The 14,034-nt window shown below is 40.7% G+C and carries 10 protein-coding genes and 1 pseudogene; 5 read left to right on the top strand and 6 right to left on the bottom strand.

Annotated elements, in window-relative coordinates; genetic code table 11:
- Positions 1-108: 108 nt before the first annotated feature.
- The gene (locus tag J2S74_RS22900) at positions 109-1,098 is read right to left on the bottom strand and encodes a DUF3231 family protein (RefSeq protein ID WP_307330637.1); all 990 of its coding nucleotides are present in this window, start codon (positions 1,096-1,098) and stop codon (positions 109-111) included.
- A gap of 154 nt (positions 1,099-1,252) precedes the next feature.
- Here J2S74_RS22900 and J2S74_RS22905 point away from each other — a divergent pair, with 154 nt between their 5' ends.
- On the top strand, positions 1,253-1,540 hold the full coding sequence (locus J2S74_RS22905) for a hypothetical protein (protein WP_307330639.1): 288 nt from the start codon (positions 1,253-1,255) through the stop codon (positions 1,538-1,540).
- Positions 1,541-1,688: 148 nt separating this feature from the next.
- Here the strand turns inward: J2S74_RS22905 and J2S74_RS22910 are convergent, their stop codons facing one another.
- The 5 genes from J2S74_RS22910 to J2S74_RS22930 all read right to left on the bottom strand — a co-directional run bounded on the left by J2S74_RS22910 (position 1,689) and on the right by J2S74_RS22930 (position 7,192).
- The gene (locus J2S74_RS22910) at positions 1,689-2,915 is read right to left on the bottom strand and encodes an ROK family transcriptional regulator (protein WP_307330642.1); all 1,227 of its coding nucleotides are present in this window, start codon (positions 2,913-2,915) and stop codon (positions 1,689-1,691) included.
- Positions 2,916-3,337: 422 nt separating this feature from the next.
- On the bottom strand, positions 3,338-4,000 hold the full coding sequence (locus J2S74_RS22915; RefSeq protein ID WP_307330645.1) for a DUF624 domain-containing protein: 663 nt from the start codon (positions 3,998-4,000) through the stop codon (positions 3,338-3,340).
- A gap of 6 nt (positions 4,001-4,006) precedes the next feature.
- Positions 4,007-4,840 carry a carbohydrate ABC transporter permease gene (locus J2S74_RS22920; RefSeq protein WP_307330648.1) on the bottom strand — a complete coding sequence of 278 codons (834 nt, stop codon included), beginning with the start codon at positions 4,838-4,840 and terminating at the stop codon, positions 4,007-4,009.
- Positions 4,841-4,869: 29 nt separating this feature from the next.
- The gene (locus J2S74_RS22925; protein ID WP_307330650.1) at positions 4,870-5,802 is read right to left on the bottom strand and encodes a carbohydrate ABC transporter permease; all 933 of its coding nucleotides are present in this window, start codon (positions 5,800-5,802) and stop codon (positions 4,870-4,872) included.
- Between the two features lie 76 nt (positions 5,803-5,878).
- Positions 5,879-7,192 (bottom strand): ABC transporter substrate-binding protein, encoded by a 1,314-nt coding sequence (locus J2S74_RS22930; RefSeq protein WP_307330655.1) that lies wholly within the window; start codon positions 7,190-7,192, stop codon positions 5,879-5,881.
- A 516-nt stretch (positions 7,193-7,708) separates the two neighbouring features.
- Here J2S74_RS22930 and J2S74_RS22935 point away from each other — a divergent pair.
- From J2S74_RS22935 to J2S74_RS22950, 4 genes and pseudogenes are all read left to right on the top strand, one after another.
- Positions 7,709-8,734, top strand: a pseudogene (locus tag J2S74_RS22935) (DUF5005 domain-containing protein).
- Positions 8,735-8,909: 175 nt separating this feature from the next.
- The gene (locus tag J2S74_RS22940; protein ID WP_307330657.1) at positions 8,910-10,688 is read left to right on the top strand and encodes a glycoside hydrolase family 2 protein; all 1,779 of its coding nucleotides are present in this window, start codon (positions 8,910-8,912) and stop codon (positions 10,686-10,688) included.
- Positions 10,689-10,694: 6 nt separating this feature from the next.
- Entirely contained in the window at positions 10,695-12,092 is a 1,398-nt protein-coding gene (locus tag J2S74_RS22945; protein ID WP_307330660.1) for a glycoside hydrolase family 43 protein, read from the top strand.
- A gap of 361 nt (positions 12,093-12,453) precedes the next feature.
- Positions 12,454-13,851 (top strand): N-acetylmuramoyl-L-alanine amidase, encoded by a 1,398-nt coding sequence (locus tag J2S74_RS22950; protein WP_307330663.1) that lies wholly within the window; start codon positions 12,454-12,456, stop codon positions 13,849-13,851.
- The last annotated feature ends 183 nt before the right edge of the window (positions 13,852-14,034 follow it).

Consider the following 14,034-nt stretch of genomic DNA (forward strand, 5'->3'; position numbering starts at 1 on the left):
TATTTTAACAAAGTTGATTGAAGCGAGTACTGAAGCGAAAATCAAAGTATGACAGAAGCATAAATAAGTTAAGCAGGCACCTTAAGGTTAGGGCCTGCTTTGGTTTTATTATAGATCCTTTGCTTTAGGCGGAGATTCCAACCAGCCATGATCAATCATAATATTGGCTCCATCTTCCCCATACATCTGTATTTCTGCTATCAGCCTATTATACATAACTCCAAGATCCTTTCGTAGACTACTCCCAACCCCAAGGCCATAAAAGGCGATCCCGTTATTTGTTAATGATGCTGTCATAAACATCATGAGCTTGTCTGAAAATACACGATGGGTATTTTCAGTGACCTGCGAATCCCAATAGAGTGAGGCTGGAAGATCATTTTCTCCTAGGAACGAATTAAACACTTCACAATGCTTCTCAGCAATTTCTTTCCCTCTTGTAATGTATTTAATCACATCCTCCGATTCAGCCGTCTGCATAAATCCAAGCATGGTAGCTGTCCCTAAAGCATTTCGCTGGAAGTTGGCATATAGATTAGTCACTTCAGGAGCTAATAAAGGCCGTTTATCCCCAAAAAACCCAGTCAAGAAGTTTTGATGTTGAATGAAATCAACCTTATGTGCTGATTGTAAATAGGGGGATCTAATAAAAAGTCCCTTTTCTAACAATAAATCTCTTGTGGCTTCATAGAGCTTTACAGAGTCCTCTACGCATTGTTTAAATAAGCTTGTACAGTCTTTCCTAACAGCTAAAGACAGGTTTAAGGCGTGGACCCTTAAGCCGATACGGGCAAATTGATGTAAGAATTCAAGCATAAAGTCATCGGAGAAAATCCTTGGGGCATTAACATCCACATCCTCCGTTACGCTAAAACCCTTTGGGACCTCGTGGCCATCAGCCTTAAACATATTGGCAATGAAATCTACATGACCAGATGCCCTATCTAATGCGAATTCAATATTGGATTTAATATCGGAGTTTTCCACTGTGTTCGCAAAATAAGATAATACGCAAATCTGAGAAGTATCTCCCATATACGTTTGCCATAATTGGGAAAGCTCAGCTGATGTAAGAGCTTGATCCTTAGTATTTTCCACAAATTCAACCTCCATTTTTTCAACATAGATAAAATAAGTTTGCCCTAAAGTTATCAATTTATATAAAAAAAGTTGTGGGAATGGCAATTATCTTTTTAACCTGTGTCTTTATGGTAAAATGAGGAATAGTTTTATATAGGGAAGGAGATTATTCATGGAGGTTCAATTATCTGCAGTTTTCGGAATTCTAATAATAGTATTAGTAACATTTGTTTTATATAAAGTTGGCAAATCCCGATCTAATAAATTATTAAAATACATACCATCCATTGCTTGTTTAGTTGGAATAGGGGTCTTTTATTTTAAACTTAACTTTATATCCGTAGGTTTAGAAGGAATTTTGGATATAATTATGATGATTTTTTTAGCTATTACTTTCGGTTTGTCCCTTGTCATCGCCCTTGTTATGGAATTTGTGGAACGGAGAGGGAAGTTTAAGTAGTTAGATGGCAAATAGTTTTTGTAAATGTTTATGGAAGGAACGCAATTAGGATGGAAGAAGGGAGAAGCGCGTTCCAGAACCGTTCAATATACAAAAAAGCTGGGTAACTTGATGTTATCATCAAAGTTACCCAGCCTTATAAGCAATCTTACAACCCGCCTGGGGTAAACATTTTTCGTAAAACTAAGGTAAAGGCTCCCATTACCATGCCTTTTTTCCCGAGTTTCGAGCATACAATGGAGACCTCTCCTGGTGAATTCCTCAACGAAGATTTTTTTACCATTTGCTTTAATGGCGTTAAAATTGTATCGCCGCCGGCTTCAAAAATTCTCCCCTCTAATATTACCTTTGATGGGGTAATGATATTAATAATATTAGCAATGGCAATTCCGAGGTAGCGGCCAGAATCTTCGAGGATCTCTAAGGCTAAGGGATCTTGCTCTTCCGCAGCACGAAATACCATTTCTATCGTCAGCTTACTGTCATCGCCGTCAATCCAGCGGTTGATGACCGTATCTCGACCCATACGAATTCCTTTTTTTATCCGGTTTAGAATGGCAAATTCCGAAGCATAGGCCTCTAGGCATCCATAGTTGCCACAAGTACAGCGGGGACCATTCACATCTACAATCGTATGCCCGACTTCTCCTGCAGAATGATATAGACCACTGTATATTTCATTATTAATCACAATTCCTGAACCTACCCCTAAACCAACACTTAAACAGATAAAGTTAGAGTTTCCTTGTCCCTCGCCATACCAACTTTCCGCTAAGGCAAGTGTCCGAACATCATTTTCTACCAGGACTGGAATCTCAAATTCCTCCTCGAGACAGTCTTTAATAGGAATATGCTCTAAATGTAAGTGCGGAGCAAATACGGAGGAGCCTTTCTCAGGGTCTACAAGACCATGCATGGCAACCCCAATTCCAAGAATGGAGTCTCTCTTCATCCTTTTGCTTCTAATAACCTCCCTAACTCCGCTCTTCATCATATCAAGAAATTCTTCTTTGGAAGGTTTAATGTTTAGTTTATTTTCGTAGCTAGATACAATTTCCCCACCAATCGTAGCAATAACAGTATTTATAACTTCAGCGGCAGCATATACACCAATAACATAAAAGGCAGATGTATTGATGCTGAGCATAATTGGCTTCCGACCGCCCTGTGCTTTCCCTTGCCCTGCTTCTTCAACGAGCATATTGTTTTCTAACAATTCACCGACGATACTACCAACAGTAGGGGGAGTTAATTTTGTTATTTTTGCAATCTCTGCTCGAGAAATGGGACCTTTGAGACGAATTAAGTTTAAAATGGCAGATTTATTAAGTGATTTCATACCTTCAAAACTACCCGTCTGTGGAATAAACGTCATATTTCAAACCTCAATTCTTTATGAAAATAAAAATTCCGTTACAAATTTAATTAATCATATTTTACCATTTTTTTATTTAATCAAGTGTTTATTTATAAAAAAATCAGACTGCTTTCTAAAAAATTACTCCTGTGCCACTTCCCTTGCAGTTTCACAATAGAATGCTCGTCCCATGAAGATAACTGAATTATTTACTATATTTTCTTGGAGAAGCGGAAGGCGGCGACTCCAGCGGGAAAAGCAACGGCTGAAGACACCGCAGGGCGGTTTTCCCGAGGAGGCTGAAGTGTTGCCCGCGGGAGCCAGGATGGCGACATTACGCCGTTGCCCACAGGACGTGGGCTGCCTTTAGGCGTAATTGTTCCGCCTGTAGCGTAGCCAAGCCATAATATACTCTCTAAATAATTCTTAACAGTTATATTCTATTTTTTCCAAGGCCTTAAGGATCCTTTCCAATGAACCTCGGGATCAAACTGGTACTGGTTTGGTTCATATTTATTTAAAAGGTAGAGGAGGGAGTTATATGCTGTAACAGCCATCCATCCGGCCCAGATAACGAGCATGATCGTAATGATACTGCATACTAAAGTGATAATAACCATGTATAGGGCAATGTTGATGGTGAACATATAATTCTCCGCTACTAAGCGTAAGGAGCGCTTTAGTAAGGTGGAGATTTTGGTTATATTTTGCTCCACAAGAAATGGCATAGTATAAACCATTAACAGGTGCCACATGACAAGAATATAGAGAATGATCATTGCCGTGAAATAGGTGAAAAAGCTATCTAACGTTAACAAAATAAAGAAATAGCTTAGCCCTGGAACAGCCACAAATAAATAGAGGAAGGATAATTGAATACCAATCCAAAAGTATTTTTTCATCCCATACCAAAAGTCACGAGGTCCTGCTGTCACATCATTTCTTTTACGGTTAATAACATAAAAGAGTCCAGCGGTTGCTGGACCCAATGTGATAATCGGTAACACACTAAGCCACCACAGAATAGTAGACCATAGAATGACCCCTAAGCTTTGGTACGTATCATATACAGATCGATGAAAGACAGTTAATGCATTTTTCATAAGACATTATCCCTTTATTCCTGATAGTGCAATCCCTTTTACAATAAACTTCTGAGCGAACATAAACAAGATAATGACAGGAATTGCCGAAAGAATCGTTGCTGCCATAAGCTTAGCAAATTGGATATTAAACTGCCCTTGCATGATAGCAAGACCAACTGGCAGCGTCCTCATGTCAGCACTTGTTGTAACAATTAATGGCCAGAGGTAATCGTTCCAGTTACCCATAAATGTAAAGAGGGCAAGAACGATTAATGCTGGCTTTGCCAATGGTAAGATAATCTTCCAGTAAATGAAGAAAGGAGATGCTCCGTCCATTCTTGCAGCTTCCTCCAGCTCGTGGGGGATTCCAATAAAGAATTGCCGAAGTAAGAAAATGCCAAATACTCCACCCAGTCCTGGAAAAATTAAGGCAGCGTAATTATTAACCCAGCCAATAGAACTAATTAGTCCGTAAAGAGGAACTAAGTTCATTACTGGAGGTATCATCATCGTTGCCATCAGCCCCCAGAATAAAACATCGCGGCCGCGGAATTTCAACCGGGCAAAGGCATAGGCAGACATAGAGTTAAATAACAGCATTAACCCAGTATGAATGGTAGCTACAAAAAAGCTATTCCAGAACCATCGTAATACTGGCACGTCTTGACGCATTAAAACGTCTTGGTAGTTTTGAAATGTTAATGTTTCCGGTATCCAGCGGATTGGCCAGGAAATAGCCTGGCTTTCTGGTTTTAACGAGGTAGATAGTACCCAAAGGAGGGGTAATATCCAAAATAAAGCCATTATGCTTAAGAAAATAAAACTAATTCTTTTTGAAGATTTATCTTCGATCGCCATAAATCTCCCTCCAATCTATCATAAAAATGCTATTTTTCTTTTGTCATTAATTTAAATTGTACAAGACTGATACAGAGAAGCATCAAGCCTAATACGACAGACATAGCAGCTGCTAGCCCTGCCCTTGGATTACCGCCAGTAAACCCAACCTCGTAAATATAAAGGATTAACACTCTTGTTTCATAGCCAGGTCCCCCGTTGGTTGCTAGCTGAGGCTGGGCCATAACATTAAAGGAGGCAATCGTTGTCATTATCATAACGAAGACTAAAGGCCCCTTTAAGCCTGGAAGTGTTACGTTGAAAAACTGTTGGATTCTATTTGCACCGTCAATTTTGGCGGCCTCATATAAATGGTCAGGAATTTCACCTAAGCCAGCTAAAAATAAGATCATATTTGTACCGATCGTCCACCAGATTGTCATTACTACTAGTGAAATCCAAACCCAAGGAGCTCTTGTTAACCATGGAATATTATCAAACCCAAGCCAACCTATATAGTAGTTAACTAATCCTGCATTCGTATCAAGCAACCAAATCCAAATAAGTACAACGGTAACGACAGATAATAAACTCGGTGCATAGAACAATGCACGAAAGAAATTATGACCAAATGGTCTCGCATTAATTCCAAGTGCAATAAATAATGGAATGATAATTAAGAACGGAACAGATAACACAACAAAGATTAATGTAGCTCGAAATGCAGCCCAGAAATAATCAAAGAAAATACTATCGGTGTTCCATAAAATATTGGCATAGTTTTGTAATCCAACGAAATTCATGTCCGTGAAGAAGTTCCAACTATGAAAACTAATATAAAGGCCATAAAACGTTGGATAGGCTAAAAAAATGATAAAAAAGAATAAATGTGGTGAAATAAATAAAAAAGGTGTTAGCTTTTCTTTCCAATTTCTCCTACTTTTTGTTCGAGGAGCGTTATTTTTTACATTAGATACGTTCATGCTCATTCCTCTCCCTAGTTAGTTAATGAGGAGGGGAACTTTCCCCCTCCCCATTAATTCAGGTTAATTATAGCTATTATTCTGCAGCCTCACGAGCGTTTGCTTCACCTTCACGTGCTGCTCTTTCTAGTGCTTCTTCTGGAGTTAACTGACCTAACATTGCTTCGTCAACGGCTGGGCCAGTTGGTCCCCAAGCATCTCCATAAAATGGTGTAGATGGAGGGAATACGAAGTTCTGTTGGGAAGCATTGTATTGATGCTCAAGTGCTTTGAATTCTTCACTCTCTAATACAGTGTAAGTGGCAGGTACTTGACCCGCTTTTGCCCATTGTAAACTGTTTTCAGAAACGAATTGGATAAATTTCATAGCCGCTTCTAATCTATCAGGGTCTTCATCTTGTTGCTTAGGTAAAACAAAGTTGTGGGATCCAGCCCATACTGCTTCTTGATCACCAAATGCAGGAACAGGAGCAGTAGCAAAGTTTAGTCCATCTTGTTGTTCAAATCCAGCAATCATCCAAATTCCGTTTAAGTGGAAAGCAGAGTTTCCTTGACGGAATAGTGTTACTTCACCATCTGCTTGAACGTCAGAAGGGGATACTTCATGTTTGTAAACTAAATCAACCATTTTTTGAAGTGCTTCATGACCTTCTGGTGAGTTATAAAGTGGAGTCAAACCATCTTCACTAACAGATTCCCCACCGTGAGACATTAAAGAAGTGTAGAAAATCATGTTACTTGGCCAGAATACTGGCATGGCAATTCCCCAAGCATCTGTAGCTTCTTGAATGGCCAATGACATTTCTAATAACTCGTCATACGTTGTTGGCGGCTCAGAGTAACCAGCAGCCTCTAATAAGTCCACATTATAAAACAACGTTAATGGGTGTACATCTAAAGGTATACCAAAACGTTGCCCTTCATATACACCTGCGTTCCAAACTTCTGGAATGAAATCCTTAGCTACTAAACCAATATCTGCGGATAGCTCATCAAGTGGAGTTAATAAATCGTAACGAGCATAGCCAGCAATTTGATCTAAGTGCATAATAGCAATATCAGGTGCTTCACCAGCAGTTACTACAGTACGATACTGATCGTAGAAGTTTGCCCATGGCATCGTTTGCGAACGGATCACAATTTCACCTTCGTATTTCTCGTTAAAATCAGCAATAATCTTTGCAATATCTTCACCATCTGGTCCAGTAAAACCATTCCAGAATTCTAGAGTAATTTCTGCTTCTCCAACATCACCAGGAGTTTCCGTAGTTGTATCATCACCATCGCCTCCAGCATTTCCAGGATCTTCTTGCGTTGGTTCACTACAACCGGCAGCAACAAACATGGCAGCGCTTAGCATAAAGGCCATCAACAATTTATAACTTTTCAATGAAATTTCCCCCTATATAAGAGTTTTTTATGTGGAAAGGATGAGTGCATGCGATTCATCCGAATTCCTATTAAGGATAATGAAAGCACTTACATATATTGGTGAAAAAATAGCATCTTACTTCATAATAAATACTTTAGTTAGATGCAACATGTAAGTTAGTTAAATAAATTTACTTTCTGACACATATGTTACATCATAGAATAAATTCTATCAAGCTATTTTCAATAAAAAATTAAATTAATTTATAAACTGTCTTATTGATGTAATGTTCGAAAGGTAGAGTTGATGAGAAGTGAAGTTGCGGTAGATGAAGGGGAAACAGGTAGCAAACAAGTTAGACTGTAATTTTTGTATTTAATGAAGGGAATGGAGCAAGAAAAAAATTCCTTAACATTTTTACTGACACTTTGCTATAATTCACAGTAGTTTATATAAATTAATTTTATTTACTAACTAAAGGAAGATACTTAAAAGGAGTGTCCATTGATGAACAAAAAGATTATTTGGGGACTGATGACCGTAGTTGTCCTTGCTCTTGTGGGAATTGTCTATTCCTTTGTTAATGAACAAGAAGAGAAAATTGCTGTTGGCCCGGAATATCAAAATCCTGTATTTGAGCCAGTCATTGCAGATCCTTCTATTATTAAAGCAGAAGACGGGTTCTATTATGTTTACGGAACAGAAGATAACTGGGGCGACGGAATGGGATCTAGAGTAGTACCGATCGTTCGCTCTGAAAATTTAGTAGATTGGGAATATGTCGGTGAAGCTTTCCATGAGAAACCAAGCTGGAAAGAAGATGGAGGAATCTGGGCACCAGATATCGTTTACTACAATGATATGTACTATTTGTATTACTCTCAATCAACTTGGGGTGACCCGAACCCAGCAATTGGAGTGGCAATTTCCGAAACGCCGCAAGGCCCATTTGAAGATCAAGGAAAATTATTTGACAGCCAAGAAATCGGTGTAAACAATTCCATCGATCCGCAAATGTTTCTAGATGATGACGGAACCCCATATTTATTTTGGGGTAGCTGGTACGGTATTTGGGGTATTGAGTTAAGTGAAGATGGCTTTGATTACGTCGGTGAGAAATTCCAAATCGCAAGTACAGACTTCGAAGCTCCATACATTATTAAGCGAGACGATTATTATTAATTCTTTGGCTCTAAAGGTTCCTGCTGTGAAGGTCAGTGGAGTCAATATCGTGTAGCGGTGGGACGTGCTGAATCCTTGAAAGGCCCTTATTTAGACAGAGATGGAAACGATATCATTAACTCAAGTGGTACACTCATCTTAAGTAGCGGCGATCAATTCGTAGGTCCAGGACACAATGCCATTATCACCGATGAAGCAGGACAGGATTGGATGATTTATCATGCCATTGACAAAGATGAGGCTTGGATTGGCAGTGGTATCACTAGACGACCACTCATGTTAGACAAAATTATTTGGGAAGATGGTTGGCCGACAATTGAAAATGGAGTACCAGGCGAAGGGAATCAAATAGGACCAGTAACAGGGGGAAGGAATTAGATTGAGCCAGTTGGTTTATAAAATAATTTAATATATTTAATAAATACTTCTTGAAACCATTAATCAGTTACTATACTATGAAACTATAGTAAATAAAATTAATTAATTAACTAAAGGGACCGGGTCCCGCACAATTTTGTGAACTAGAGAAAACCTAGATAGAGGAGTGTTTCATATGACTATTCCAAGATCAGAATATCCACGCCCCCAATTTCAGCGGGAGCAGTGGCTTAACTTAAACGGGCAATGGCAATTCGAGTATGACGATGAAAATAAAGGTTTAACCGATAAATGGTTTGAAGGAAACAACCACACATTTTCAAAGGAAATTACCGTTCCTTTCAGCTATCAAAGTGAACTTAGTGGAATTGGAGAAACGGAATTCCACGATCTTGTTTGGTACAAGAAAACCTTTACCGTTCCCGAAAAGTGGAACAACCAGCGAGTTCTCCTTCACTTCGGTGCAGTAGATTACGGAGCTTGGGTGTATGTTAATGGTAAATTCGTTACCTTCCACGAAGGGGGACATGTTCCATTCCACGCAGAAATTACAAATGTACTGCAAGAAGGAGAAAATGAAATTGTCGTCCGAGTAGAGGATGCTTCGAAGGATTTAGATCAACCTCGTGGAAAACAATATTGGGAAGAAAAATCCGAAGGAATCTTTTATCTAAGAACGACTGGTATTTGGCAAACGGTTTGGTTAGAAGCCGTTCCAGTTACCTACTTAGAAAAGGTAAAAATGACACCAGACATTGATAAAGACGAAATCACCATTGAATACTTGGTTAACGAAGGACAGCCTAATCAGCTATTGGAAATAGATATTTCCTTTGACGGAAAGCAGGTAGCAAAGGACCTTGTACAACTTACTTCCAATAAAGGCTCCCGCAGTATTTACCTCAATGATTTTAATGTCCATGATGCTGGCCGCCTTTGGAGTCCGGAGCATCCGAATTTATACGATATTACATTCCGGATTAAAGACAGCAGCACAACAATAGATGAGGTTAACAGCTATTTCGGAATGAGAAAGATCTCCGTGGAAAACGGTGTTGTCATGCTGAACAACAAGCCTTACTACATGAAACTAGTCCTTGATCAAGGCTACTTCCCAACGGGTATTTTGACTCCACCGTCTGATGAAGACATTAAGAAAGATGTGGAATTAACAAAGGAAATGGGTTTTAACGGCGCCCGCAAGCACCAAAAAATTGAGGACCCTCGCTATCTTTACTGGGCCGATAAATTAGGTCTTCTCGTTTGGGGAGAGATGGCCAATGCTTACACATACACAGATGATGCCGTTCGCAGGATGACTGCCGAGTGGCAAGAGGCGATGGAGCGGGATTATAACCATCCATCCATAGTTGCATGGGTGCCAATCAATGAAAGTTGGGGTGTACCACGCCTATTAGCGGATAAGCGCCAGCAGGATCATACCCTTGGAATGTACTATTTAACGAAGTCTCTAGATTCTACTCGTTTAGTTATCTCTAACGACGGGTGGGAGCACACAAAGTCAGATATGTGTACGATCCATGATTACGAGAGCGACAAAGAAGTTTTAAAAGAGCGATACAGTTCCGTGGAAAACATCATGAATTCCCAGCCAGGACACCGTCTCATTTACGTGCCAGGCTATGAGTATAATGGGGAACCAATCCAAGTAACGGAATTTGGCGGTATTGCCTATAAGAAGAGTAATTGGGAAGGCTGGGGCTATTCCGGTGCTACGAATGATGAGGACTTCGAGGAGAAATACTACAAAGTAGTTTCTGCAATGCTTGAGTCTCCACTCGTTCAAGGGTTCTGCTATACGCAGCTGACAGATGTGGAGCAGGAAATTAACGGACTATTAACCTACGATCGTAAGCCAAAAATTGATTTAGAGATCATTAGGAATATTAACGAAGGTAGAAATAGAAAACGATTCTCCACCGAGGAAGAGTGATAAATAATGAGCTACAGAAATCCTGTCATCGCTATTCAAGGTCTTGATCACGGTGACCCAGCTGTGTGTAAATACAATGGGAAATACTATTTATATCACACAGGCCCAAGGGAAATTCGTGTTTATGAATCAAAAAATCTAGTGGATTGGGAGCAGCAGGGGATTGCTCTGCACGCTTCCGATGATCCGGACCACTGGGCACAAATTGGTCTTTGGGCACCGGAAATCATCCATGAAAATGGTACGTTCTACATGTATGTCACAGCAGCACTTATGAATGAAGACGGTTCTGAAAATGATGCCGTACGCCGGATTGGAGTGGCCACGAGCGACAACCCACTAGGTCCTTTCAAGTTAGCGGCGGAGCCCCTGACGGACGAATGGTCCATTGATGCCCATCCATTTAAAGATGAAGACGGGACCTACTATTTGTTCTATAACGTTCGAAACGAATACACTCGTGGACCAAACGGTGTCATTGGAACGGGGAATGTGGTGGACCGCATGGTAGATCTAACAACCTTGAGCGGCAATCCCACAATGGTCGTTAAGCCGGAGCATCTATGGGAAGGGAATAAGGAACACTCCTTTTTCTGGAATGAAGGTCCTTTCGTACTGAAGCGGAACGGCAAGTATTTTCAAATGTACAGCGCTGGATTTTTCGGAGACGATACGTACGGTGTTTACTATGCCACATCGGATACACCGATGGGAACGGAAGGCATGAACGATACAAGTTGGAAAAAATGGCGGGGCGGTGAGGCTATTCTTAAAACGAATGAAGCCTGTCTTGGCCCTGGACATCACGTTGTTGTGAAAGGTCCCAACGGCATAGACGATTATATTGTCTACCACGGCTACGAGCCCGGGGAAGATGTTCCTGAAAGGCGCGTTCGGGTAGGGCGGTTCCAATGGGATGGGGATCACATTTGGTTAGAGCCGCCAAGCCTCGAGGAAATACCGGTGCCTTTAAAGCCGGAATTCGACGGCCGTTTTCTACCACTATTGGAGCAGGTGAACGAAGGTTTAAGTAAGTGTCATTTGTCTGATTATCATTTTGAAACAAACCTTCGACCTGGAAAAAATTCAGTGTCAGGGTTTGCATTTTTTGTAGATGAAAATAACTATGTGAAGTGGGAAATGGATCCTTCTGCAAAAACTTTAAAGGTGAGTGTTCATGAAAAGGCTCAACAGGTGTCTAGTTTTTCTGCGGAGCTATCAACAGATTTTAACCCGGAAGCCTACCATCTTTTTCAAGTAGTGAAAGAGGGAGCTAGCTTGAAAATTTATGTGGATCGTGTTCAACAGCTGGATCTGACTACAAATTTTGGCAACCAACCGGGAATGGTGCAGATCCATAACGGAAAAGTTGCCGGTACAATCGTTACCAAAATAAATAGTTAGAATTTAACTTTCATGAGTTAAATAGGAAAAAACCTAGGGTCTCTGCCGCTAGATCCTAGGTTTTGATAATTTTGTTAATGAAAGTAAATGTAACCCCGAACACTATGGATTAAACCCCATACTAGTTCGATTAAACCCCAAACCTCCTCCATTTAGCCCCAAATAAAGTACATTTTCCCCCATCCCCACTACTCAACCTGAAAAACAGCTTTACATCCTTCTAATTTAGCTGTAGTGCACCTACATTCATAGTAAAATTACCAATAACTGGCCCGCTAGTACAACTCCTATTAATGATAAAATGATAAAGTAACCTAAAATTCGACAAATAAAACAGCTTAGAAAAGGAGGGACAACCTTAGTGTTGAGTTCGAAAAAACCTCATATGAATATAGCATTTGCACTTATTATCTCCGTTTTTACCATTGCTCTAGTGGCGCCAACATCTGCTGATGCTAGATTTCCAGATACTAATTTAAGCGAGATTAATAGATTAGCAGGAGACGGCATTGTTGGGGGATTTCCCGACGGAAATTTTCACCCTAATCGTCCAGTAACACGGGGGGAGGCGATTGTCATGATCGGCCGAACACTCGACCTGAATACTGGAACGAGGTCCACCTCCTTCAGGGATGTTCCAAGTAACCATTTTGCCTCCGGAGCTATAGCTGCTGCAGTGGAAAAAGGGTTGGTATCTGGGTATCCAGACGGCACGTTTAAACCGAATGACCCTGTTACCCGTGGAGAAACAGCAGCGTTCCTCACGAGAGCTCATAATATGGAGCCGATTCAAAATCCAATTGCCTTCAGAGATGTTTCAGCCAATCATTTCGCAAAGGGGGCTATTGATAGAATTTCAAGTAGTGGGATTACAGTTGGGTTTTCAGATAATACATACCGACCAGATCAACACATTACGAGACAGGAATTTGCGGTGTTATTAGCTAGAACGATTTACCCTGAGCTTCGCTTGAAAGCCCCTGAACAGAGGCAGAATCCAAATACGATTGCCATTGCCAAGGTTGTGAATACGTCCAATCTTACTATTCGTTCAGGACCGGGTACGAACCACGGCATAGTTGGTAGTATCGCGAGAAACACGGAAATTCAAGTGTTAGATACGGTAAACAACTGGGCAAAGATTGATCATAGAGGCGGCGTGGCCTACGCATCCCTATCCAACCTCCAGGTAGTTTCGACAACTAACAGAGCTCCTCTACGGGGAAAAACAATTGTGGTAGATCCAGGGCATGGAGGGTCAGACCCAGGAGCTATCGCAAACGGACTAAGGGAAAAAGATGTTGTGCTAGACATTTCCCTTGTTTTACAGCGAAAACTAAGAATGGCTGGAGCAAACGTTGTCATGACACGTACAACGGATGTTTTCCCTTCCCTAGATCGACGTGTACAAATCGCAAACAATTCTAACGGTCATGCTTTCGTTAGTGTTCATGCTAATGCGTCTACACACACAGCAGCAAACGGGACGGAAACATACTGGAATAGGACTCACAGCAGTGCCAGCAGCCAGCGATTAGCAAGATTAACGCAAAATCATCTTGTAAGACAGTTAGGCACCCGTGACCGCGGTATCCACCATGGAAATTTCCGAGTGATTAGCCAAACGAGAATGCCAAGCATCTTAGTGGAAGTGGGCTTCCTCACAAACAGAGGGGACGCAGATAAACTAAGGCAAAACATTTATAAAGAAAGATCTGCAGAAGGTATATACAGAGGCTTAGTGGATTATTTTAACTAAGTTGACGTTAGGACAGTTTCGAGCACACATTTCGTGCCGTATCGAAACTGTCCTTTTGCTTTATTTCATGGGAGCTAGATAATAATCATTCTAGTTCGATAGATTAATGGTTGAAATCGATAGATTATAGCTGAAATTCGATAGAATATCGGCCCAATTCGATAGATTATCCATTTAGCTGGA

This window comes from Evansella vedderi, from assembly GCF_030813435.1.
Classification (GTDB): Bacteria; Bacillota; Bacilli; order Bacillales; family Salisediminibacteriaceae; genus Evansella; species Evansella vedderi.

Coding starts and splice junctions, on each gene's coding strand:
- J2S74_RS22905 (WP_307330639.1), top strand. CDS start 1,253: ATGGAGGTTCAATTATCTGCAGTTTTCGGAATTCTAATAATAGTATTA.
- J2S74_RS22910 (WP_307330642.1), bottom strand. CDS start 2,915: ATGACGTTTATTCCACAGACGGGTAGTTTTGAAGGTATGAAATCACTT.
- J2S74_RS22915 (WP_307330645.1), bottom strand. CDS start 4,000: ATGAAAAATGCATTAACTGTCTTTCATCGATCTGTATATGATACGTAC.
- J2S74_RS22920 (WP_307330648.1), bottom strand. CDS start 4,840: ATGGCGATCGAAGATAAATCTTCAAAAAGAATTAGTTTTATTTTCTTA.
- J2S74_RS22925 (WP_307330650.1), bottom strand. CDS start 5,802: ATGAACGTATCTAATGTAAAAAATAACGCTCCTCGAACAAAAAGTAGG.
- J2S74_RS22940 (WP_307330657.1), top strand. CDS start 8,910: ATGACTATTCCAAGATCAGAATATCCACGCCCCCAATTTCAGCGGGAG.
- J2S74_RS22945 (WP_307330660.1), top strand. CDS start 10,695: ATGAGCTACAGAAATCCTGTCATCGCTATTCAAGGTCTTGATCACGGT.